21 protein-coding genes and 1 pseudogene are annotated in these 21,304 nt (G+C 43.9%); 13 read left to right on the forward strand and 9 right to left on the reverse strand.

What is annotated here, in order from left to right; genetic code table 11:
- The coding region (locus IM509_RS21985; RefSeq protein WP_272079506.1) for a helix-turn-helix domain-containing protein at positions 1-158 on the reverse strand (158 nt) is incomplete at its 3' end.
- A gap of 325 nt (positions 159-483) precedes the next feature.
- Here IM509_RS21985 and IM509_RS21990 point away from each other — a divergent pair.
- The 4 genes and pseudogenes from IM509_RS21990 to IM509_RS22005 all read left to right on the forward strand — a co-directional run.
- The gene (locus tag IM509_RS21990) at positions 484-735 is read left to right on the forward strand and encodes a hypothetical protein (protein ID WP_185237800.1); all 252 of its coding nucleotides are present in this window, start codon (positions 484-486) and stop codon (positions 733-735) included.
- Positions 736-981: 246 nt separating this feature from the next.
- Positions 982-1,218 carry a hypothetical protein gene (locus IM509_RS24260; protein WP_353847230.1) on the forward strand — a complete coding sequence of 79 codons (237 nt, stop codon included), beginning with the start codon at positions 982-984 and terminating at the stop codon, positions 1,216-1,218.
- 908 nt (positions 1,219-2,126) lie between these two features.
- Positions 2,127-4,205 (forward strand): phosphatase PAP2 family protein, encoded by a 2,079-nt coding sequence (locus IM509_RS22000; protein WP_185237799.1) that lies wholly within the window; start codon positions 2,127-2,129, stop codon positions 4,203-4,205.
- Positions 4,206-4,324: 119 nt separating this feature from the next.
- Positions 4,325-4,429: pseudogene (locus IM509_RS22005) on the forward strand (sigma factor-like helix-turn-helix DNA-binding protein); the annotation flags it as partial.
- A 168-nt stretch (positions 4,430-4,597) separates the two neighbouring features.
- Here IM509_RS22005 and IM509_RS22010 read toward each other — a convergent pair.
- The gene (locus IM509_RS22010) at positions 4,598-5,095 is read right to left on the reverse strand and encodes a thiol-disulfide oxidoreductase DCC family protein (RefSeq protein ID WP_052278322.1); all 498 of its coding nucleotides are present in this window, start codon (positions 5,093-5,095) and stop codon (positions 4,598-4,600) included.
- 153 nt (positions 5,096-5,248) lie between these two features.
- Positions 5,249-5,968, reverse strand: a complete 720-nt coding sequence (locus tag IM509_RS22015) for a TerC family protein (RefSeq protein ID WP_002786989.1) — start codon at positions 5,966-5,968, stop codon at positions 5,249-5,251.
- A gap of 189 nt (positions 5,969-6,157) precedes the next feature.
- On the opposite strand from IM509_RS22015, the gene psaM reads away from it, so the two are divergent.
- The 3 genes from psaM to IM509_RS22030 all read left to right on the forward strand — a co-directional run bounded on the left by psaM (position 6,158) and on the right by IM509_RS22030 (position 8,441).
- Complete coding sequence (gene psaM / locus IM509_RS22020; RefSeq protein WP_012264462.1) at positions 6,158-6,250, forward strand: photosystem I reaction center subunit XII; 93 nt, start codon at positions 6,158-6,160, stop codon at positions 6,248-6,250.
- A 309-nt stretch (positions 6,251-6,559) separates the two neighbouring features.
- On the forward strand, positions 6,560-6,910 hold the full coding sequence (locus IM509_RS22025; protein ID WP_052278323.1) for a slr1601 family putative cell division protein: 351 nt from the start codon (positions 6,560-6,562) through the stop codon (positions 6,908-6,910).
- Between the two features lie 403 nt (positions 6,911-7,313).
- Positions 7,314-8,441 carry a THUMP domain-containing class I SAM-dependent RNA methyltransferase gene (locus IM509_RS22030; protein ID WP_052278324.1) on the forward strand — a complete coding sequence of 376 codons (1,128 nt, stop codon included), beginning with the start codon at positions 7,314-7,316 and terminating at the stop codon, positions 8,439-8,441.
- On the opposite strand, the gene mdh is transcribed toward IM509_RS22030, so the two are convergent.
- From mdh to murD, 4 genes are all read right to left on the reverse strand, one after another.
- On the reverse strand, positions 8,442-9,419 hold the full coding sequence (gene mdh, locus IM509_RS22035; protein WP_004163490.1) for a malate dehydrogenase: 978 nt from the start codon (positions 9,417-9,419) through the stop codon (positions 8,442-8,444).
- 26 nt (positions 9,420-9,445) lie between these two features.
- Complete coding sequence (locus tag IM509_RS22040; protein ID WP_002758722.1) at positions 9,446-9,661, reverse strand: NAD(P)H-quinone oxidoreductase subunit O; 216 nt, start codon at positions 9,659-9,661, stop codon at positions 9,446-9,448.
- A gap of 293 nt (positions 9,662-9,954) precedes the next feature.
- Positions 9,955-12,606: a glycoside hydrolase family 10-like protein gene (locus IM509_RS22045; protein WP_072924505.1), complete on the reverse strand. Its 2,652-nt coding sequence runs from the start codon at positions 12,604-12,606 to the stop codon at positions 9,955-9,957.
- A gap of 428 nt (positions 12,607-13,034) precedes the next feature.
- Positions 13,035-14,384: a UDP-N-acetylmuramoyl-L-alanine--D-glutamate ligase gene (murD, locus tag IM509_RS22050; RefSeq protein WP_052278325.1), complete on the reverse strand. Its 1,350-nt coding sequence runs from the start codon at positions 14,382-14,384 to the stop codon at positions 13,035-13,037.
- Positions 14,385-14,538: 154 nt separating this feature from the next.
- Between murD and IM509_RS22055 the strand changes: the two genes are divergently transcribed.
- Positions 14,539-15,675, forward strand: a complete 1,137-nt coding sequence (locus IM509_RS22055; protein WP_072924508.1) for a DUF3747 domain-containing protein — start codon at positions 14,539-14,541, stop codon at positions 15,673-15,675.
- Between the two features lie 101 nt (positions 15,676-15,776).
- Here IM509_RS22055 and IM509_RS22060 read toward each other — a convergent pair whose 3' ends face one another.
- Positions 15,777-16,007, reverse strand: a complete 231-nt coding sequence (locus IM509_RS22060) for a hypothetical protein (RefSeq protein ID WP_287717351.1) — start codon at positions 16,005-16,007, stop codon at positions 15,777-15,779.
- Here IM509_RS22060 and prfB point away from each other — a divergent pair.
- Positions 15,979-17,104 (forward strand): peptide chain release factor 2 gene (gene prfB / locus IM509_RS22065; RefSeq protein WP_139294333.1). Its coding sequence is split into 2 segments (ribosomal slippage): positions 15,979-16,050 and positions 16,052-17,104, totalling 1,125 coding nucleotides; the frame shifts between segments, so codons are not numbered across the junction. The two genes, IM509_RS22060 and prfB, sit on opposite strands and share 29 nt — an antisense overlap.
- An 82-nt stretch (positions 17,105-17,186) precedes the next feature.
- Positions 17,187-17,438: a DUF8653 family protein gene (locus tag IM509_RS22070; protein ID WP_002739055.1), complete on the forward strand. Its 252-nt coding sequence runs from the start codon at positions 17,187-17,189 to the stop codon at positions 17,436-17,438.
- A 95-nt stretch (positions 17,439-17,533) separates the two neighbouring features.
- Here IM509_RS22070 and hemH read toward each other — a convergent pair whose 3' ends face one another.
- Positions 17,534-18,697: a ferrochelatase gene (hemH, locus tag IM509_RS22075; protein WP_072924517.1), complete on the reverse strand. Its 1,164-nt coding sequence runs from the start codon at positions 18,695-18,697 to the stop codon at positions 17,534-17,536.
- 119 nt (positions 18,698-18,816) lie between these two features.
- Between hemH and IM509_RS22080 the strand changes: the two genes are divergently transcribed.
- From IM509_RS22080 to IM509_RS22090, 3 genes are all read left to right on the forward strand, one after another.
- On the forward strand, positions 18,817-19,440 hold the full coding sequence (locus tag IM509_RS22080) for a class I SAM-dependent methyltransferase (RefSeq protein ID WP_072924519.1): 624 nt from the start codon (positions 18,817-18,819) through the stop codon (positions 19,438-19,440).
- A 99-nt stretch (positions 19,441-19,539) separates the two neighbouring features.
- The gene (locus IM509_RS22085; protein ID WP_185237087.1) at positions 19,540-20,094 is read left to right on the forward strand and encodes a YqeG family HAD IIIA-type phosphatase; all 555 of its coding nucleotides are present in this window, start codon (positions 19,540-19,542) and stop codon (positions 20,092-20,094) included.
- Between the two features lie 447 nt (positions 20,095-20,541).
- The gene (locus IM509_RS22090) at positions 20,542-21,000 is read left to right on the forward strand and encodes a class I SAM-dependent methyltransferase (RefSeq protein ID WP_272079340.1); all 459 of its coding nucleotides are present in this window, start codon (positions 20,542-20,544) and stop codon (positions 20,998-21,000) included.
- The last annotated feature ends 304 nt before the right edge of the window (positions 21,001-21,304 follow it).

The raw sequence follows: 21,304 nt of genomic DNA on the forward strand, positions 1-21,304 counted from the left end.
GTTTCAGTATATCCTACTCTTTCTTGTCTTTCGTACCAAGCTTGTGTTCTGAGATGGAGAGCTTTATTGTCAACCAATCTTACACAGCCCAAAGTGCGCCGCAATAGCGACTCTTGTTCGGGTGTGGGGTAAAATCGGTAAGAATAGGCTTTTTCCATACCTCACATTCTAGAATATATCGTGTAAATGCGCTAGTATTTAACGGTAAAGCCGTCGTAGAACGACGGGGTTTCAGACCCAAATTTTCGATGATTTAAGCTGTGTGAGTTAGATCACTCAGGTAGTCGCAAAACTCAAGTTTGAATTGTGCCTATGATTCCCGTTTTGTCATCATTTTCAAAAGTACAGGCGATCGCCGTAACGAAGAACCGACGGTAGTGATCCGATAGTAGTGGCGTAGCTCTCTTGCTTATCTAGCCTGAGTTGCGTAGAATATTTACTAATAAAAATAATTACCTGACAAATGTCAAGAATTTGCTTTTTATGATTGCTGTTTTTATCAATATCTTCTCTTGGATCATTAAACTTTGGTTGGATGGCGATGAAGATTTAGAACATAATCTTCTGACAAAAGATTCACAAGCTTCAATATTTAGTTATCCTAAATGTGGTTCTTGCCATACCATCAAAAATGGTTCTACACATAATGGCAAACCGAAACGTAAGGGTAAAAATTATGGTCAACCGTTGGCAATTAATCCTAGTCATAAAACCGTCTCTAACGAAACCCAATAATTAATAAATCTCCTGCTGCTAGAAAGAATTTCTCTGCGAGTAATTGCTGGAGTAACTGGATTGAGTTGGTCATGTTTACAAAACTATCTTAATAATAAATTTAACCAATTTCTTCGCCAGGTATAGGTAACAGACAAACCTAAAGGCAAATTAATCATAGAATTGGATGAGTTATAGTCATTATTATTTTGTAATAAAATTTAGGTATATATTTGGTTAGCTATCGATAGAACTACCCGAGAAATAATTGGTTGTTATTTAGGAGATAGAAGCCGTGAATCAGCTAAAAAGCTCTGGAAAATTCTCCCAGGAGTTTATCGACAATGTGCTGTTGCTTACACAAAATTTTGGGAGTTATATAAGACAGTAATTTCTCGTAAAAGTCATCGGGCAGTAGGTAAAGAAACTGGTCAAACTAATCCTATTGAAAGATTAAACAATACTCTTCGACAAAGAATTTCGGCTCTTCTCGACTTTGTGTGATAATTTTTGCTTATGGAACCCTGAAGTGCTTATTGGGCAAAACTTTTAGGACTATTTTGCGGATATTCTATCGGTATAGACCTCGTTTCCACACAGAAACCAGAAGAGCCGAATTTCTAGATTGGTCAGACAGAGTCTATCGTTCTCCAAAAAAATGGATAATCATATCGGGGCTATCTGGTATTTCATCTTCCACCATCGATAAAAATCTATGATTAAACCCACATTCCGCCCCCTAAAAATCTATGATTAAACCCACATTCCGCCCCCTAGTCGTTGAAACCAACAGTTGCTCTAGCCCTTGTGTAGTAAGACTTTTAGCGATTACTAAGAATTATGAAGTGTCACACTCTAGTCAGCGATCGCCAGCTTGCTTAATGAGAGTCTATCTCAATAATTTGGTATCATAGCTATCAGATTTTTAGCACTAATTGTGTATCTGCTGGGCAAACAAATTAGCCTGTAATTCAGAGCCGGCAATCGTTTTGACGATTTAGATAAAATTTTCAATGTGACACTTTAGGGTGCGGAATGTGGGATAAGACGATAAGACATGACTCTATTTTTATCCATCGATAAAAATCTATGATTAAAGACATAAGAATTGACTGACATCAGGTATTCTATGGTGTTATAATATGTGAGTTGGATCACTCAGTTGTATCGCAAAACTCAAGTTTGAATTGCCCCCACGATTCCCGTTTTGTCAACCTTGTCAAACAGATCAAGGAAATAAATGCACAGCTAATTGTCGCCCATCAAGCACAGCTGATCACCAGAGGTGCTTGTGCTGTGAACCTGTAGATTTCTACTGACGGTGACATCGGTTTGGTGCTGGAGCGCAACAACAAGTTAAGCTTCGATACTTTCTGTCTTGAATGCCTTTACTCTTTTCTAACTTATTGCCCATGAGTTCAACCACTATTATAACTACCACCCAGTCATCACCAAAACAACCCGTTGATGATCAGAGGAAAGTAACTGAGAACGAGCAAATAACAAATAGTACTAAAGCATCCAGTAAAATTGATGAGTTGTTAGAGGAGGTTATCGGTGACAAAAAATTAAATCAACTCTCCCTAGAAGATTTAAATGTGCTTTTGAGTGAAGTTGATTTTTTAGATGCAATTGGACTTGATACTGAGGGAAAAAAGAAACCAAAAGAAGACAAATCAAACAATGGCAATAACGAAAATTCAGGTTCTACCTCAAGTTTTACCTCAAGTGCTGCCTCAAGTCCTACCTCAAGTCCTACCTCAAGTTCTACCTCAAGTCTTACCTCAAGTCCTACCTCAAGTCTTACCTCAAGTTCTACCTCAAGTTTTACCTCAAGTGTCTCACTACCAGATTTAGTGGGCAGTTTTGGCGCGATTAATTTGCCAAGTACGGTTAACTTCGGCGCTCAGGGGAATGCACAGGTAATTGTCACCAATCAAGGACAGGCGATCGCCAGTGGTCCCAGTACTGTTAGACTCTACATTTCCACTGACGGTGAGATTGACAGTAACGATGCCTTACTCACCAGTGTCAGCACAAACTTGAACCTAAGCGCAGGGCAGTCAGTCACCCTAAACTTACAGTATCAAAACAATACTTCAGTCATCGCTCCGGGGGCTTACTTTCTCATTGCTCAAGTTGATGCCAATAACCAAATTCCCGAACAACTGGAAACCAATAATGTCACCAGTAAATTAGTATCGGGACTCAATACTAATGCCATCATCGACTGGAATGCGATCGCATTAAATGCGATTCAAGCCGAGGGAAAAGCAGGGCGGGGAGTTCCGCCGACAGTGGGTTCTCGCTTAATGGCCTTGGTTTCTACTGCCGTCTATGATACGGTTCAGGCCTTCAACACTTCATATCCCTCCTACGCTGTAAATGTGAACGCACCAGCAAATACCTCGTTGCAGGCGGCGGTAGTTGGTGCTGCTTATCGAGTTCTCTCTACTCAATTACCTGGACAAAATAGCTTGTTCTTACAGCAAGTAACCAATTCTCTGGCGGAGATTCAGGACAGTGCCACCGCTGAAAGCAGGGGTTTTAATTTTGGCATTTTAGTAGCCAATCAGAGCCTCAATTTACGCGCTAATGATGGTTCCAGCAACAATACGCCTTTCACTGCGCCGTCGGGAAACTATGTCTGGAGACCAGAAACCGTAGGACCCACTGCTGGGGTAGCACTCGGTGCCAACTGGGGTGCGGTAACTCCTTGGACAATTGGCAACATTGACCAGTTTGTCTCGCAAAATCAACTTGATGTAACTCTTGATGGCCGTCCCGACAATCCTAATGATCAGGGTGCATTGTATGCCCAAGAAATTGAAGAAGTCCGGCTCTATGGTGGATTGCAAAACACTGCTCTCACGACCACTTTACGCAATGCAGACCAGGCAGAAATGGCTGTTTTCTTTGCCTATGACCGGGCTGATACCTTCCGTCCCTACGGTCACTTAAACCAAATTGCTCAAGAAATCGCCGTGCGTGAGGGCAATACCTTGCAAGAAGATGCCAGCTTATTTGCCGCATTAAATACCGCGCTGGCAGATGCGGTAATCGTCGCTTGGAAAGAGAAATACACTGAACTCCAACCTCGCCCCGATGACGTAATTGCCGGAGGATTTGCGGCTAATGACGGGATAGCTTCTACGGTGGGCGATCCCAATTGGGAATCCTTGCTGTCAACATTAATGGGGGTTAATTCGCCGCCTTTCCCGGATTATATGTCAGGGCATTCCGCCATGGGGGGAGCATTTGCTGGAGTGATGACCGAATATTTTGGTGAAAACTATGTGTTTAGTACTGTCTCCCAAGAACTTCCCGGTGTCGTTCGTCATTTCGAGAGCTTCTATGAAGCGGGAATGGAAGATGCCCTCAGCCGTATTTATGGCGGGGTTCACGTCCGTGAGGCTTGTATTGAATCTTTTGAAATGGGGTTAGCTGTTGGCGATTTTGTTTCGACAAGTGTCTTTCAGCCGATTGTCTAGTATCGTGTCGAGTTGAGCGAACCTGCATCAGTCCCCACCCTCAGCAACGCACCAGTGGGGAAGGTGCAGGGGGCGGCAATTTGAGGACTCGATGTCCGAAAAATTGCCAACTAAATTTTAATGGTAAATCCCATGCTTTAGGTGATATCGGTCGCACTTTGGAATTATCCCTGGAAAGGGTGCGACAAATTGAGTCGAAAGCGTTGCAAAAACTGCGTAGTTAAGTAGGTAGGCACAATTATTTGTAGGATGGGTTAGCGGTAGCGTAACCCGTTCGGGCGTTGGGTTTCATGCTTCAACCCAACCTACGTTCATTTTATATTTAATTCCACCCACCTACTTAGATCACCAACAGAATATCCCTACTAGAGAGTTAAATACTCCCTATTTTTTTAGGAGATTTTAACTGACTGAGAACAACGATTTGATGAGTTGCATTCCAGACGTTTTTGACGTTCTGCTAAGATTGTTTGTAAATTCGGTCTTCCGGTTAAGGTTAATCGCCAAGAAGCCCAAATTTCATAGATAATATCCACTAGAAACCCAATAACCGGCCATTTAGTAGCGGCATAAATCCAACCGATGCCCAAAATATCATAGACTTGGCGAAACACTTCCACATTTTGGAGAATAGTACCATCAGCTAGTACAGCGTGGATTCGTCCCATGGCCGCCGCGAAGGAAATACCGCCATTTTCCTCTGGATTATAGTTTTCGGCGGCAATATCGACAAAAGCAACTAATCCTCTTCCAGCATCCCGTTTTTGCAGAAAATTGACCTCGCGCAAGCAGAGGGGACATTCTCCATCGTAGAGGAGTTTAATTTTCCAAGAGGGCGATCGAGTAGAATTTTCTAAGGTATCAGCAGATGGAGTCGGTAAAGATGGCATGATCTTCTAGGGATTCTCTTTTCAGTGGTCGGTAATTAGTGAGGGGTTGAGAAGTAGGGAGTGGGGAAGTGGGGTAATGGGGGAGTGGGGGAGTGGGGGAGTGGGGAGAATAAATAAAAATAATCTCCTGACTCCTGACTCCTGATGATTATTTTATGGCAATTCATCAGATTGGATGGTATCACTCTCTATTGGTTCTCGATCGTTGCGTTTTGAGAAACCCCAAGCAAAGAGGATAGCAATTAAACTAATCATAATCCATTCCGGCGGCACAAAATCGGGACTAATCACCCGCAACAGCAATCTTAAACCCACCAAACCGACGGTGACAAAACCAGCATCTTCTAGGTGGGTGTATTCCTCTAACCAGCGAATAAATAAACCCGCCATAAAGCGCAGGGTAACTACTCCGATCGTACCACCAAGCAGGATCAACCAAGTATCATCGGCCACGGCGATGGAGGTGGTGACACTATCGAGGGAAAAAGCTAAATCGGTAACGGCAATGAGGGGGATAGCTTGCCAGAGAGACTGAAACCGGAGACTATGATGGGTGTGGTCTTTGTCTTCAGGGGAGGCAAAGTAATTAAAGACTAACCAGAGCAAATATACTGCTCCCAAAAGTTCAAACTGCCAGTATTTAACCACCCAGGTGGCAGTAAGAATCAAGATCATACGGAGAATATAGGCGAAAACTAAGCCAATATTCAAGGCCTGACGTTGACGCTGATGATCTCCTAATCCCTGTGCTATGGAAGCGAGAGCAATGGCGTTATCTGCTGATAATACCGCTTCTAGGGCAATGAGAACCAACAGAATTAACGGGGTTTTTAGACTAAGGGTTAGAGATGAATCAAGAAGCGAGTCTAACATTGAGGCCGCAGGTAAAAATAAATGTAATCATGGCAATACTTCAGCTTAACGCTTTTACAACTTTCTTTTCTAGGGGAGATAACCGTCATCGGGGTGGGGAGATATGAAGTCTTGTAACGAAATGATGCAGAGGACCCCGATGATGTCGGAAAGTATTGGATGAATATCTTTATGAGGAGATAATCAGCAATGCTTTCTGATACTCAAGTTCTAGTCGCTCTGGTAATTGCTTTAATCCCCGGGATTTTGGCTTTTCGTCTAGCGACGGAACTTTATAAGTAAAGTCGCTTTCAATAAACCCTAATCCCGTCTAACCTAGCTATGGGATAGACCGATTGGGGTTTTTTCGGTTATCAGTCATCAGTTACCAGTTATCGGTGATTGGGTGTAACTTAAAAGTAATTAAGTAGGTAGGCGTTAAAAGTTGTCAGACACCCCCCTTATCAAGGGGGGACTAAGGGGGGATCCCCCCGCCTATCGGCACCCCCCTTATCAAGGGGGGCAGGGGGGATCCAACCTAAAATCCATTTTTAAATTATAACCAGCTACTTAGCCGCCTTTCTGACCGATTTTACTTGTACTCATAAATCTATGACCGCACGAACACGAAACCAAACCGACAAAAAAACACAAAAAAAGCCAAAAAGTGGCAATAAATCCCAAAACTGGCAAGTTATCGAGATTTGGCTGCGAATTATTGCCTATAGCGCCATTTCCATCACGGCGGTTTTTGCGATCGCTCGTTTGTTACCCTACCAACAGATGCAACAGGCAAAATTAGAAGAAGTGCGTTTGGCAGCCCAAGAAAAGGAGGAACGCGTCAATCAATTGCGGGATCAATTTACTCGCAGCTTTGATCCTAGTCAAGCGCGGCAAGTGATGGGGGAACAAAGTCCCCGACGGGATCCTAATCAAAGACGCATTTTTTGGGTTTCTCAGTAGATTAGCTGCCCGTGCATCTCAATTACTTGTTAAGACTCTAGGGGAGAGGAGATATCCACAGAGTCGGTCTGAGCATTTGTCAGGATAAAACTAATGACCACAGCGACACAATTCTTAAGCATTGCTGCCTTGACAAAAGAGGATTATTATGCTCGTGATTGGGTAAAATTTTCCGATGCACTAAATCCTGTGGCATTAATCGATTTTAACTGACTTGAGGGAATCAGATAGGAATTTACAAGGAGATGAAAATTAAAATCTTTCTGTGAAAACTGATAACTCACATCTGATAACTCACATCTGATAACTCACATCTGATAACTCACATCTGATAACTGATAACTGATAACTGATAACTGATAACTGATAACTGATAACTGATAACTGATAACTGATAACTGAAATGACTCGATCCTATTTTGCTACTACCGCTAGGGGACTAGAAGAAATTGCCGCTAGGGAATTAGAATTCCTAGGGGCAAAAGAAGTGAAACCAGTATTCACCGGAGTCCATTTTCAGGGGGATATCTCCCTACTCTATCGAGTCAATCTTTGGTCAAGAATTATTTTTCGGGTTTTGGTTCCCATTGCCGAAATTCCCTGTGGGGATGGGAAGGAACTATATGATGGCATTCAAGCCATTGATTGGCGCGATTATCTCAGCAGTGAGGAAACTTTAGCGGTACAATGTACGGGAACGAACGATCGCCTCAATCACACCCATTACACCGCTTTAAGCATCAAAAACGCTATTATCGACCAACAGCGTCAACAGGGCAATCCCCGTTCTTTTGTGGATACAGAAAACCCCGACCTGCAAATTAACGCTCATATCGAGAAAAATCGCTGTGTGCTTAGTTTAGATAGTTCTGGCCACAGTTTACATCGTCGCGGGTATCATCGGGCCATGGGAGTCGCACCTCTGAAAGAAAGTCTCGCCGCTGCTTTGGTAGAATTATCGGCATGGCAGGATGATATGGCGCTTTTAGACCCTTTTTGTGGTTCGGGAACCATTGTCATCGAAGCGACGTTAAAAGCTTTAAATATTGCCCCCGGTTTATCTCGTTCCCAGTTCGGATTTCAGAAATGGCCAGACTATCAACCGGATTTATGGCAATCTTTGGTTAAGGAAGCTAAAGAAAAACAAAAATTTCAGCTAAATGCGCCAATTTATGCTAGTGATGCCGATTATGAGGTTTTGCGTCAGGCCGAGGATAATGCCTATTTTTGTCAAGTGCAGGAGCATATTAATTTTAGCTTGCAAAGCATCACCGACTTAGAACCGGCGAGCGATCGAGGGATTATTCTCTGTAATCCCCCTTACGGCAAAAGATTGGGCAATACCGAAGAATTAGGGGCCTTATATAAATCCTTCGGTGATGTCTTAAAACAGAGGTTTAAGGGTTGGACAGCCTATATTTTATCGGGAAACAAAGAACTGACCAAACAAATCGGTCTGCGTTCTTCCCGTCGCACTCCCTTGTATAACGGTTCTTTGCCCTGTACCCTCTTAAAATACGAATTGTATTAACTACATCAAAACCTTGAGACTGTCAAGGGCTAAATGAACATTCTGACGAACCGAGGCAGCAGAAGTGTGTAAATCCAGACGTTCAGCATCGGTCAAACGCACTTCCAGAATACTTTCCACACCCCGACAGCCCAAGCGACAGGGAACCCCCAGATAGACATCCTGTAAACCGTATTCACCCTTAAGATAGGCTGCGGCCGGCAGTAAACGGGATTGATTTCTCAATATCGTCTCGACCATGGTACAGGCAGAGGAAGCAGGGGCGTAATAAGCGCCGCCAGTTTGCAGTAATTTGACGATTTCAGCCCCACCGTTGCGAGTTCTCTCCACTAAACGGTTAATTGTTATCTCGTCCATTAATTCGGTAATCGGCACACCACTGACGGTACAGTAACGGGGTAGGGGCAACATTAAATCACCGTGACCACCCAAAACCATAGCATGAACGTCGGCGGTACTAACCCCCAATTCCATGGCGATAAAGGTTTGTAAACGGGAAGAATCGAGGACTCCGGCCATTCCCATCACTCTTTGGGGGGGTAAACCGGTTGCTTGCCAGACTAGATAGGTCATCACATCAAGGGGATTGGTGATGACGATAAAAATGGCTTCCGGAGAATACTTGAGGCATTTAGTGGCGGCCTCGACGACAATTTTGGCATTGACATTCATGAGATCATCGCGACTCATGCCCGGTTTTCTGGCTAATCCAGCCGTAATCACGACAATATCCGAGCCTGCCGTGTCTTCGTAGTTATTAGTGCCGATAATCTCGCTGTCGTGCAGTTCTATGCCCTGAGCTTCCATCAAATCTAGGGCAATACCCTGGGGCAAACCATTGACGATATCGAGGAGAACCACATCGGCGAGGTTTTTTTCGGCGATGCGTTGGGCCAGGGTGCGTCCGACGTTACCGGCACCAATAACCGAGACTCGGGGCGATTGGCAGGGGATGAGTGTATCGTAGAAGTCAACCATGATTTATGGATGAGGCAATATCCTCATCAGACGGGTTCCAGTTGTTCGAGCTTTAGCCACACACTGGGGGTAGGAACATAGAATTTAATCAAAGCGTAATCATCTTTTACATCCAAGACTTCTGCTGTCGAGTTGAACATATAACTGGGTAAACGGCGATCGCTGGCTAGTGCCTCCAGGCTATTTTCTAGGTTTCCCGTCACCACGCGGACTAAAGCTCCTTTCTTAATTGTAGCTGCCATGTTTTTCTCGTTAAATTTGCTGGGGGGTTTCTTCCATAAATTGTTACATATTCGGGCAGGCCTCTGACAAGAGGGTGTGGGGTGTGGGGTGTGGGGTGTGGGGAGAATAAATAAAATAATCTCCTAAGTAGGGAGGCTCAATTATTTGTAGGATGGGTTAGCGGTAGCGTAACATGAGCGGGCGTTGGGTTTCATGCTTCAACCCAACCTACGTTCATCTTATATTTAATTCCACCCACCTACTTATCTCCTGTCTCCTGTCTCCACCGACAAACTTTTTCAGTAAACCCTAATTAAAACTCAACCCTTTGACCATAACTTAAGAGACTTTGTAGGGTTGCGAGGCGATTTTCCCAGACCTGTATTTGATAGGCAGATAAATCTTTTTGTCTGGACATCACAGATTTAAATTGATAGCTAAATCGTTTTAAGGCATTTTGAGTTAAAGTCAAATTGCGAGGGCTGGGATTATTAGCTAATTGCTCTAATAAATTAGCCATTTCGTCCACGTCTTGTCCCCAAGTTTTTAAGGTTCCTTCCTCCATTGCCCATAAATTATTCGTTATTAAAAAACTCCACTCTTGACGCAGGAAATTAAACCGCGCCGCTGCCGTTTTGAAGGGTTGACGGTGGGGTAAAGGTTCGGCTTTTTTGGTAATTATCGATCCCTGAATACGATTAAGAATTGTTTGCAGATTGGGATTGAGATTTTCTGTGGCAAAAAGAGCGAATCCCGAAGTGGGAAGATTGCGAATAAATTGTAGTTGATCGATCGTGACTTGATCGGGTACTTTTAACAGACGGATACCGGGTATAATCAGAGCATTTCCTGCAATTTGGCGATCAAATAAAGACTTGGTTTTATCTTCTAAAGTCCCTGTATCGAGAGCATAAGTCATTAAAAATATCAGGTCTATCCATTGATTTTGTCCCCACTCTTCCCAGTTTTGTTGAATACGATATAACCGTTCTTTTTGTTCTAGGGGAAACACTGCCGCCGACATTTTTAATTGGGGACGAATCTGTTTTAAACGAGTAGAAACCTGCGAAACAAAAGTATCAACCTGACGGATTTTAAAGCTAGTCCATTGTTCCCATAAAGCACCCCGGGGATTTAAAGTAATGGGATCAACTCCTGTCATTTGTTTAAATAACCACCGGCTGGATTTACCATAACCGTAGGTTTGATTAGAATCTTGACTCTGGAAGGGATAGCGAATATAATCTAACTGCAAGCCATCCACATCATAATTCTTGACAATTTCCTCGTAAAGAGATAAAAGATAGTTCTGTAGGTCGGGATTAGCAGGATCAAAAAAGGCTTTTTTCGTGCCTTGACTGTAATCAAAAGAACCACCACTTTTATTAGTTGCCCCCCAATGGGGATTACGGGATAAAACCGGACCGAGATAATCTAATGGTTGCTCTAATACTTTATTATGAGCTTGATTAGCCGCCGCAAAAACCCACACCCAGGCGTGGATTTCCATATTACGTTCATGGGCTAATTTAACGGCAACTTTTAGGGGATCCCAACCTCTGGTTAAAGGGTTTTGTTCGGGGGCAACTTGACTGGGATAAATAGTATAACTAGCATTAACTGTCTCGAAAAAGACCACATTAATACCGGCTGCCGCCATGCGATCGAATACTTTAGCTAAATCCTCCTCATTTTTAGCTTCTACGATTGTGCCTCGATCTAACCACATTGCCCGTATTTCTGGTTGGGCAAATTGTCGATTAGTGGGATAATTATCCCAAAGACTTCGCCGCGCTTGTAACCAAAATTCCCGCGCTTGCGTATAGGAACCCTGGGCGATTAAATTCTGAAAATTATTTAAGGTTCCTTGGGCATTTTCTAGGGCTAAACGGAATCGTCTAGCTGTATCTGATGCGCTGGAATTTTTCCCACGATTATGAAATGCTTGTGCTAAGGATTTATCAGTAGTTAAAGTGTTATTATTACTGGCTTCTAAAGCTAAGAGAGTCACCCCATAACGCCCGATTAATCCCTGCAATTCCGCCGTCATCTGGCTAATTTGTTGAGAAGTTAGGCTCGCTCTCGGGGGAATTGCCTCGGTATTCGGACTTAATCTCGCTGTTTCACTGGGGGGATTTTCTGCAATCTGGGGTAGAGGGCGACGGGGTGCGGTCGCAACGCGCTCGCTACGCGAGATCGCTGTTGGGGTATTATTAATATTATTAACTATTGTTGATTGCCCTTGACAATAGGGCGCAATTGTGCTAGGAGAAGAACTGCGATTAATGCCGTAGCGTTGCAGGGCGGTTTCTAGCCAAGCGCTATCGAGGGCGAGATTAGCGACGGCATTGCTGCCCCAGCGCCAACCGAGAAAGATCGAGTTATTATTGAGGACAACGGCGGGGGGATTATTGCGCGCCCCCCAAACGGCGACGGTTTGGCTATTAACTCCCGTGGGGATAACCACACCACCGAGGAGACTGCTGGCTAAAGGTTTTTGGTTTTTCAGTTCACCTAAATTAGTCGGCCGCAGGGTGTAAGCTTGGGAGTGGGGATAGGCCCAGTAAGCCCCAAATAGCGATCGCAGTTGATTCCGCACAGCAGGTTCCGAAAGATTTCCCGCCGGACCGGTGACGATAATTTTACCACCGCGATTCAGCCAACGAATCAAGACACCAGCTTGTAAACCGGAAATAGTCTCGACATTGGGGATGATTAGAACCTTAATTTTATTTAAATCCGTGTCGCTTTGCCACTGGTTACTCTGGAGAATACAGTAATTAACCCCGACATTTTGCAAACGTTCGGTTATATCTGTCCATTGATTGGCATTTTCTTGACTTTTTAACACTGCCACCGGTGTCGCTAAAACTGGGATCGGCAGCAAGACACCCACACAGGACAAAAGACAGGCAATTAGGGGCTTTTTAAACAGATGATCAAGATGGAAGGACGATCCCAGCACGTTTTTTTCTCTTAATTTTTTGGTTAACTTCTCCTGATCTTACCCAACTTAGCCAAAAAATAGTATCTTGGGGAACAAAAATTGCGTCTTAGTCGTCCGCAACATGGTTTTAGGGTGTTAGGGTTTTCAGTGATCAGTAATCAGTTATCAGATTGCAGTTTTAAGTAGACAGTGTTAGGTGAAAACTTCGGGGTCTTCTGGACATCAGGTGAAAAATGTTCACTGTGTCACATAATGGGCGCAAACCTTGCGACCCTACAGCTGGCACGATATTAATGGTAGGGACATAAGGCTTATGCCCTTTTTTCGATAAGATAAGCTGATCACCTTCAATTCCAATAGAACCCAACTTCGGAACCTTCTTTTCACTGATTACTGTTTACTGTTCACTGATCACTGAAAAGGCTGACGGCTAAAAAGCCATCTCCCTACAACTGTAAGGACAATTGCCGAAAGTGATCGCCGCGATGTTCAAAACTTTGGTATTGGTCAAAACTAGCGCAAGCGGGGGATAATAACACCACTTTAGCCTCTTTTGCTGTTCCTAGTTCAGCCGCGCGTTGAACTGCCCTGTCCATCGTTTCTACACATTCATAATCTTGATAACCTGCTGACTGTAAACGACGGGCAAAATCGGCGGCAGCGTCACCAATCAGCAGCACAGTGGCGACTTTTGCCTTAATTTCAGCGATCCAAGCCCGATCATCCCCTGCTTTCGCTTCTCCCCCCGCAATTAAAATCGCTGGACTAGGGACGGATTGTAAGCCTACTGCGGCCGCATCGTAGTTAGTTGCTTTACTATCATTAATAAAGTCTAGTCCTTTATGAGTACAAATATACTCTAAGCGATGGGCAACCCCGGGGAAAGTGGCGATCGCTTCGGTAATGGCTTTTTTCTCGATTCCTGCCAATCTAGCGGCGGCCACAGCCATAAGCAAATTCTGCTGATTGTGACTACCCACCATTTTCAGGAGATTAACCGGGGCAATTAATTCGCCAAAAGCCACGATCCAGTTATCTTGGAGATAAACACCACGACTAGGATCGCCCAAAAGCGCAGCTTTGCCCTGCACAGAAGTCCAGTAAGCTTGTTGCCATTGACTAACACCGATTTGACGCAGATAGGGATCATCACCGTTGAGGATTTGGCGATCGCTTCTTTGCAGTAAAGAGGCTTTAATCTGATAATAATTTTCCAGGGTTTGATGACGACTGAGGTGATCGGGGGTAAAAGTTGTCCAGATGCCGATTTTCGGCGATAAATCCCGACTGGACTCGATCTGATAACTACTAATCTCCGCAATAATCCAATCGTATTTATCGGCTTTTAAAGCCAATTCACAGGCGGCATAGCCGATATTACCGCAGGAAGGGGCATTTAACCCCGCTTTTTGAAAAATAGCGGCACAGAGGGCGGTGGTGGTGGTTTTACCGTTAGTTCCCGTAATCCCCAACCAAGGAGAAGATTGCAGATAACGCCAAGCTAATTCTAATTCTCCGATCGTCTCGATGCCTTTTTCTCTGGCAGTAATTAAAATCGGGGCATCCCAAGGCACGCCGGGGCTTACCACGATAAGATTAGGCAAGTCCGAAGCCTCTAGACTGAGATTTTGACCAAGATTGACGATAATTCCTTCCCTTTCTAGATTGGTTTTGGTTGCTTGTAAACTGGGAGAATCAGAGCGATCGCTTAATGTCACCTGCCAACCATCCCGTTTTAAGCATCTTGCCGCTGCTATTCCCGATCTTCCCAATCCAATAATCGCCGCTTTCGCCATCTTGTTGCCACTCTACTCAAGGGTCAATTTTTAGCAATCTCTATCCTACTGTGGATTAGGTCGAGTCTCTTCCTTTGAAAACAAAATTCTCTGGCTTGCGTCTAGATCGATAAAATAAATGCAAGTACAATCTCCATAACAAGGCTCCTTATTTATGAATCTAAAATCATCCTTAAAATTTACCCTACTGTTTTCACTTCTGGGGGGTTGTCTCCTGACTACACCTAGTCAAGCAACTCTCTTTGAACAACGAGAAGTTAATCAAGAGGATTTTATCGCTATTGCCCGTCCCTACGGTAACGGTAAATACGATTTACTGATTTTGCAACAAATCCCCGGAAAACGCCAATGTTGGGCGGTAAATGGCAGAGAACCGACCATTGTTCAGCCTCTCCTCCTCGATTTCGATTTTACCGGCAGTTGTGAACGGGCCACCGACAGTAACGGTTATTCCCTTCGCATTCGCGGCACAGATTACGGTTTAGAATACCTGCTGCGTATCGTACAACGCAACGGGGAATTAGTCCTCGTGGGAACCCCCCGCAATCCCAGGCAATCGGAGGTAATTATTGGACGGACAAAAGGTTTAGGGACCGGTTTAATGCAAATTTACCTCATCGATGGCTGGCGCTTTACTAAACGCAGTCTAGCCGGTCAAAATCTCAGTCATATCTATCTAACTGCCGATAGTCCCAGTTTCAATCCTCCCCCGGAATTACTCGCAGGTACCCAATCGTCTATCCCCCCCACACCCCCCCCCAGAGAATCCGTCAAAGCAGAAACACCGGTTAATCCTTCCGGTGATCCCGAAGTGCGAGAATATACCTTTACCGCTGCAGAAACAGCAGTAGAGAGCAATCCTCAGCCAGTGATCACTAATCGAGTACCAGAGTCAAATTTAACGCCACAGCCCCCAGTTACCCCTAATTTACCCCCCCTAACTCCTCCCAATTCCCAGAATACTAATGCAATTGTACCACCACCGCCACCGCGCAATTTAGGCAATCAGAGAAGTTTGTCAGACGTAATCACTTTTAATCGGGCTGCCCCTAATCCCAGTAGTAGTAATACTGGTAATACTGGTAATAGTGGCCGCAAAGGTTTTAAAGTAGTAATTGAAGCCAAGACCGAGAGCGATCGCACTAAGCTTCGTTCTCTCTATCCCGACGCTTTCCCCACTTCCCACCAAGGTCGTCGCGTCTGGCAAATAGGCGCGTTTAGCAATCGTGATAAGGCTGAAAACGCTTTACAAAGTCTTGCCCCCCTGCGCGGATCGATCGTACCATTTTAGGGAACGCTGGAACTGCGTAACTGGGAACAGATAGTGGATAAGGGAAATGGGGAAATGGGGAAATGGGGAAATGGGGGAATTTCAACTAAAACCCCAAAACCCTAAAACCCCAAAACCCTAAAACCCCAACTCTCAACTCCTGACTCCTGACTTCTAGAGTAACTGATAACTGATAACTGATAAATGATAACTGATAAATGATAACTGATAACTGATAACTGATAACTGATAACTGATAAATGATAAATGATAACTGATAACTGATAACTGATAACTGATAACTGATAACTGATAACTGAAAATATGGAAATATCAGAACTAAAAAAAGGCATCGAGATAGTAGGATCGCGCCTGGGTAAAACCCAGGACTATCTTTGACTTACCCACTTTAAGGGCCAAAATTAAAGACTTAGAACAGGTGGCAGCTGTCCCCACTTTTTGGGATAATCCCGATACTGCTCAAAAAACCCTGCAAGAACTAAATGAATGTAAATCTTCTTTAGAAACCTATCAGGGTTGGTGTGGACAATTAGAAGATACCAAGGCAATTATCGAGTTATTAGAATTAGAATCCGATCGAACTTTACTAGAAGAAGCGACGGACAATTTAACTCATTTACAGCATGACCTCGATCGCTGGGAATTGCAACAGCTTTTAAATGGTCCCTACGACGCAAAAGGAGCGGTTTTAACGATTAATGCGGGGGCCGGGGGAACCGATGCCCAAGATTGGACAGAAATGCTCCTGAGAATGTATTCTCGCTGGGCCGAGAAACAGGGATATAAAGTCACTTTAGCGGAAATATCAGAAGGAGATGAAGCGGGAATTAAATCGGTGACAATTGAAATTGCTGGAACTTATGCTTACGGTTATCTGAAAGGAGAAAAAGGCACCCATCGGTTAGTCAGAATTTCTCCTTTTAATGCTAACGGTAAACGTCAAACCAGTTTCGCCGGGGTGGAAGTGATGCCAATTTTGGGCGATGATGCGGTGAGGGTAGAAATTCCCGATAAAGATTTAGAAATTACCACCACTAGATCGGGGGGAAAAGGTGGACAAAATGTTAATAAAGTGGAAACTGCCGTGCGTGTGGTTCATCTTCCCACAGGTATCGCTGTACGTTGTACCCAAGAGCGATCGCAATTACAAAATAAAGAAAAAGCCCTAGCTTTATTAAAAGCGAAATTGTTAATTATCGCTCGGGAACAACAGGCTCAAGCGATCGCAGAAATTCGCGGCGATATGGTGGAGGCCGCTTGGGGCAATCAAATCCGTAACTATGTTTTTCATCCCTATCAATTAGTTAAGGATCTCCGTAGTAATGTGGAAACCACCGATGTTACCCGGGTAATGAATGGGGATTTAGATAGCTTTATTGAAGCCTATTTACGTTTAGGGGGGAACAGTGCAGGTTATACTGATTCCTAAGATGAGAGCAGCTCTATTTTCTCGCAAATTCTGTTCTTATTGGCTTGTCAAGCTATTTGTCCTCTACTAAGAAGAAAAATCAATGGTTATTATCGAGATTACCAATGTGGAAGAAATATTGAGCGCAAAAATTGGCTCTTTCGCCGCTAAAATCGTCCAAGCTCTAGCAGATGATGAGGGGAAAGTGGAAGAGGTTCTCATCAAAGAATTACAGGCTAATTTTCAGGAAAGGGGGATTAAAGCTAATCTGTTTAGCGTCACTGGATTAGATATGCTCGGCAATGGCAGGCTAGAAGTTAACGTTAATGTTCGTTCTGCTAATATGATGTCCTAAGAGAAGATGAAATCGCCAATGGTTGGGTTAAATATAGTTAAACCCAACCTTATTTTGGTAGTTACCATCAAAAGCAATGGCAACGAAGCTTGAGGTTATAATAAACCAACAAAATGTAACGGTCCTTGACCGGTAATTAATTCGATAATAATTGCCAGAAAACCGATCATCGCTAATCGACCATTCCACACCTCAGCTGCCGTGGTCATTCCCCATTCCCAACGCTCCTGGGGATACATTTTCATATTCGCTTTCGGACGGGTAATTTGCTCGAAAGTGGTGGGTTTTTCCTCTAGGGATTTGACCACTAACTGGGAGAGAGATTCGATAAACATCGGGTGAGTGTTAAGAGCCGGTACTCGCTGAAAATCTTCAATTCCCGCTTCTTCCGCCACTTCTCGGTACTCTATATCGATTTCTTGCAGAGTTTCGATATGTTCCGAGACAAAGCTAATCGGCACGACCAGTAAATGCTTAATTCCCTGCTCTCCCAACTCTTTTAAAGCATCTTCAGTGTAGGGTTTTAGCCATTCCACCGGACCGACGCGACTTTGATAGGCTAAAGTGTACTGATTGGGCCGGTTGAGCGTACGCATGATCGCCCTAGTGCATTCTTCAATTTGCCTTTGATAGGGATCTCCCGCTTCCTCCACATAACTTTGGGGGACACCATGGGCGCTAAAAAAGATATGTACTTGGTCAGGATTAGGACACTGCTCTAATTCTCGTGCGATCAGATCGGCCATAGCACTCAGATAAGCGGGATGATCGTACCAAGAAGGGATGAGAGTATATTCCGTCAAACGCAGATAGGGATCCTGCTGCCACATTTCCTCCAGCACACGAAAACTGGAACCACTGGTGCTGATGGAAAATTGGGGATAAAGGGGAAGAATAACTAATTTTTTGATATGATCCCGTTTAATCCGCTCGATCGCTTCTTCGGTGAAGGGATTCCAGTAACGCATCCCGATATAAACGCTCACTTCGCGCCCCATTTCCGCGAGACGTTGTTGCAGTGCTGTGGCCTGTGCTTCCGTAATCTTGAGTAAAGGGGAGCCACCACCAATCTGACGGTAATTTTCTTGGGATTTACTCGCTCTTAGCGTCGATATTAACCAAGCTAACGGTTTTTGTAATCCTTTGATCGGCAAACGGATGATCTCTGGGTCAGAAAAAAGGTTAAATAGAAAAGGACGCACATCCTCTAACCGCTCCGGCCCACCCAAATTTAATAATAAAACCCCAACGCGACCCATAGTGTTAACAGATAATTTTTAAATTTTCAGATTCTTTACCAAGTTTAACAATATATCGGTGGAACCGTTAAAACAAATTACAGACAATATCGAACTTAATCAAATTTTGGAGGTTGATCTTGGCGACAATTTTACGTCCCCTCAGTTATCAATATCAATGGCTTTACGATGGTATCTCCCGTCTGGCTGCCCTAGCGGTGGGTGGGGAGACCCGTTTTCGGCAATTGGCCCTAGAAGGTTTAAAAATCGCTAAAAATGACCCTATCCTCGATCTCTGTTGTGGTGCGGGTCAAACCACCCGTTATTTAGTACCCCTATCCGATCGCTGTGTCGGTTTAGATGTCTCTCCCCGGGCCTTGGAGCGAGCTAGTTTAGCGGTGCCGCAAGCGCATTATGTGGAGGGATTAGCCGAAAAAATGCCCTTTAATGCCGGAGAATTCGCCTTTGTTCATACTAGCGCCGCTCTCCACGAAATGGAACCGGAGCAGTTAGAGCAAATCCTTAAAGAAGTGTATCGAGTTCTCAGACCGGGGGGAATTTTTGCCCTCGTGGATTTTCATCGACCCACTAACCCGCTTTTTTGGCCTTCTTTAGCCCTATTTTTGCAATTATTTGAAACCGATACCGCTTGGCAGTTTATTGATCGGGATCTGATCCGATCTTTACAGGCGATCGGTTTTCGTGATTGTCAACAAAAATTATACGCTGGTGGCAGTTTACAGGTGATTCGAGCGGCCAAGTAAAGGGATTGACCGGGCAAGATTTTCAGAGGCAGTCGGTCATTTATACTAAGTAGGGAAGCTGAGTTCGATCGACTCGGTGCCAGTTATTTTTGAGAAGTAATGACTAGAGCAAAAATTCTACAACCCGATTTAATTTTAGGGGATACGATTCTCGGTCTCACTCTGGAGATTTTGAGTCAGCATCGGATTAAGGGATTGATTCTCGATGTGGATGATACCCTTGTTCCCCTCCAGGAAACGGCGGTTTCTGACGATTTACAGCGTTGGGTCGATTCCTTGCGTCTTGATCTACCGATTTGGTTGGTCAGCAATAATCTCAGTGAAAATCGGATCGGTGCGATCGCTGATAATTTACAACTTCCCTACCTTCTCGGTGCGGTGAAACCCTCTCGACGCAAACTCCGGCAAGCGATGGCAGCCATGAGTCTTCCCCCCCAACAAATTGCTATGGTTGGCGATCGCTTGTTTACCGATGTTTTAGCGGGAAATCGTCTGGGAATGTTTACCATTCTGGTGAAACCAATGGTAAATCCCTTGACGGGGGGGCAAGCTTATCCAATCCACGATTTTGAGGTGTGGATATCACAAATTCTCGGCGTTTCCCTGCATCCGCAGCATTACTTAATAAAACCTGACCAATCCTCACAAAAGTAAATATTAAAAAATAATTAAGTATAGAGGAAAGGAGGGAAAAGTAGAAAATACTATAGACAATTTGAAATGAGGTCAGCCGAGATAAAGACCTTAAATATATGAAAGTTAGTAGATAAACAGTGCCAGTTTTTGCCGATATAGGCCAAAAGCTGGCACTACTGTTTTAAGGAAAACTTGCTGGTATAATTTGGCCAGATTGTGAGATAATAGGGAACGATTTTTTAGTTAATTCGGCTCTTCGGGACTTGGTATGGTTCGATAGGGGGGCATAAATCGACTAAATCCTTATCTGGTAAGGGATTTAATTGATTAGTTCACTCTAGATCGCAAACAATTGACAAAAATTGCGGTAATGTCTGTCTCTATAAGGTTTTCATTCCTTATAACCCCGTCCATTGCATAAGACAAACCGAAGAACCGTTAATTCTCCCTGGCTTCACTCTATATATGAATCGAGATTCTTCCCTGCTATCATCCTCCTCGGTTGCGGAATTCAAGCGCAATTCCTTTGATTTGGAGTCACACCTACAAAACTTTTTACAATTAGACCAAGAAATTTTACAAGCAAAATTAGCCATAGCAAAAGATTCCTTAGCGGCCTTAGCTCATCAAGACTTTTCTTGGACAAATCCAGATTATTTCTATCAGGAAAAAGTCAAAGAAAACTATTTATTTGAATTATCTGCTTGGCATTTATCCAGTCAAGAATATATCGGGGAACCCCTGAGATTAATTGATGATCACGGTAGCGGAAAATTCTTAGATTTTGGTGGCGGAATCGGTACTCATGCCCTGGCTGCCGCAATGAATTCTGGGGTTGAACAGGTGATCTATTGCGATCTTAATCCCCTACATCATGAATTTGTTCGCTTTCGTGCCGAGCAATTAAATCTCGATACTAAATAAGCTCTCATTCTATACAGAAATTCCCGAACGGCTAAAATTTGACACGATTATCTGTTTGGATGTCATCGAGCATTTGCCCTCACCTACGGTCTAACTTAAAAAGTTTTATGACTGGTTAAACCCAGGAGGAAAGCTAATTATTAACTGGTATTTTTTCAAAGGATTTAATCAAGAATATCCTTTTCATCTCGACGATCCCAAAATTATTGAGAGCTTTTTTCAAACCCTACAAAAAGATTTCCTAGAGATTTTTCATCCCTATCACATTACCGTGCGCTGTTATCGAAAAAATCAATATAGTCAT

Origin of the sequence: Microcystis sp. M31BS1 (genome assembly GCF_020245285.1) — a bacterium.
GTDB lineage: Bacteria > Cyanobacteriota > Cyanobacteriia > Cyanobacteriales > Microcystaceae > Microcystis > Microcystis panniformis.

Excerpts from the sequence above, each read along its gene's own strand:
- IM509_RS21990 (WP_185237800.1), top strand. The coding sequence starts at position 484 with ATGATTGCTGTTTTTATCAATATCTTCTCTTGGATCATTAAACTTTGG.
- IM509_RS22000 (WP_185237799.1), top strand. The coding sequence starts at position 2,127 with ATGAGTTCAACCACTATTATAACTACCACCCAGTCATCACCAAAACAA.
- IM509_RS22010 (WP_052278322.1), bottom strand. The coding sequence starts at position 5,095 with ATGCCATCTTTACCGACTCCATCTGCTGATACCTTAGAAAATTCTACT.
- IM509_RS22015 (WP_002786989.1), bottom strand. The coding sequence starts at position 5,968 with ATGTTAGACTCGCTTCTTGATTCATCTCTAACCCTTAGTCTAAAAACC.
- psaM (WP_012264462.1), top strand. The coding sequence starts at position 6,158 with ATGCTTTCTGATACTCAAGTTCTAGTCGCTCTGGTAATTGCTTTAATC.
- IM509_RS22025 (WP_052278323.1), top strand. The coding sequence starts at position 6,560 with ATGACCGCACGAACACGAAACCAAACCGACAAAAAAACACAAAAAAAG.
- IM509_RS22030 (WP_052278324.1), top strand. The coding sequence starts at position 7,314 with ATGACTCGATCCTATTTTGCTACTACCGCTAGGGGACTAGAAGAAATT.
- mdh (WP_004163490.1), bottom strand. The coding sequence starts at position 9,419 with ATGGTTGACTTCTACGATACACTCATCCCCTGCCAATCGCCCCGAGTC.
- IM509_RS22040 (WP_002758722.1), bottom strand. The coding sequence starts at position 9,661 with ATGGCAGCTACAATTAAGAAAGGAGCTTTAGTCCGCGTGGTGACGGGA.
- murD (WP_052278325.1), bottom strand. The coding sequence starts at position 14,384 with ATGGCGAAAGCGGCGATTATTGGATTGGGAAGATCGGGAATAGCAGCG.
- IM509_RS22055 (WP_072924508.1), top strand. The coding sequence starts at position 14,539 with ATGAATCTAAAATCATCCTTAAAATTTACCCTACTGTTTTCACTTCTG.
- IM509_RS22060 (WP_287717351.1), bottom strand. The coding sequence starts at position 16,007 with ATGCCTTTTTTTAGTTCTGATATTTCCATATTTTCAGTTATCAGTTAT.
- IM509_RS22070 (WP_002739055.1), top strand. The coding sequence starts at position 17,187 with ATGGTTATTATCGAGATTACCAATGTGGAAGAAATATTGAGCGCAAAA.
- hemH (WP_072924517.1), bottom strand. The coding sequence starts at position 18,697 with ATGGGTCGCGTTGGGGTTTTATTATTAAATTTGGGTGGGCCGGAGCGG.
- IM509_RS22085 (WP_185237087.1), top strand. The coding sequence starts at position 19,540 with ATGACTAGAGCAAAAATTCTACAACCCGATTTAATTTTAGGGGATACG.
- IM509_RS22090 (WP_272079340.1), top strand. The coding sequence starts at position 20,542 with ATGAATCGAGATTCTTCCCTGCTATCATCCTCCTCGGTTGCGGAATTC.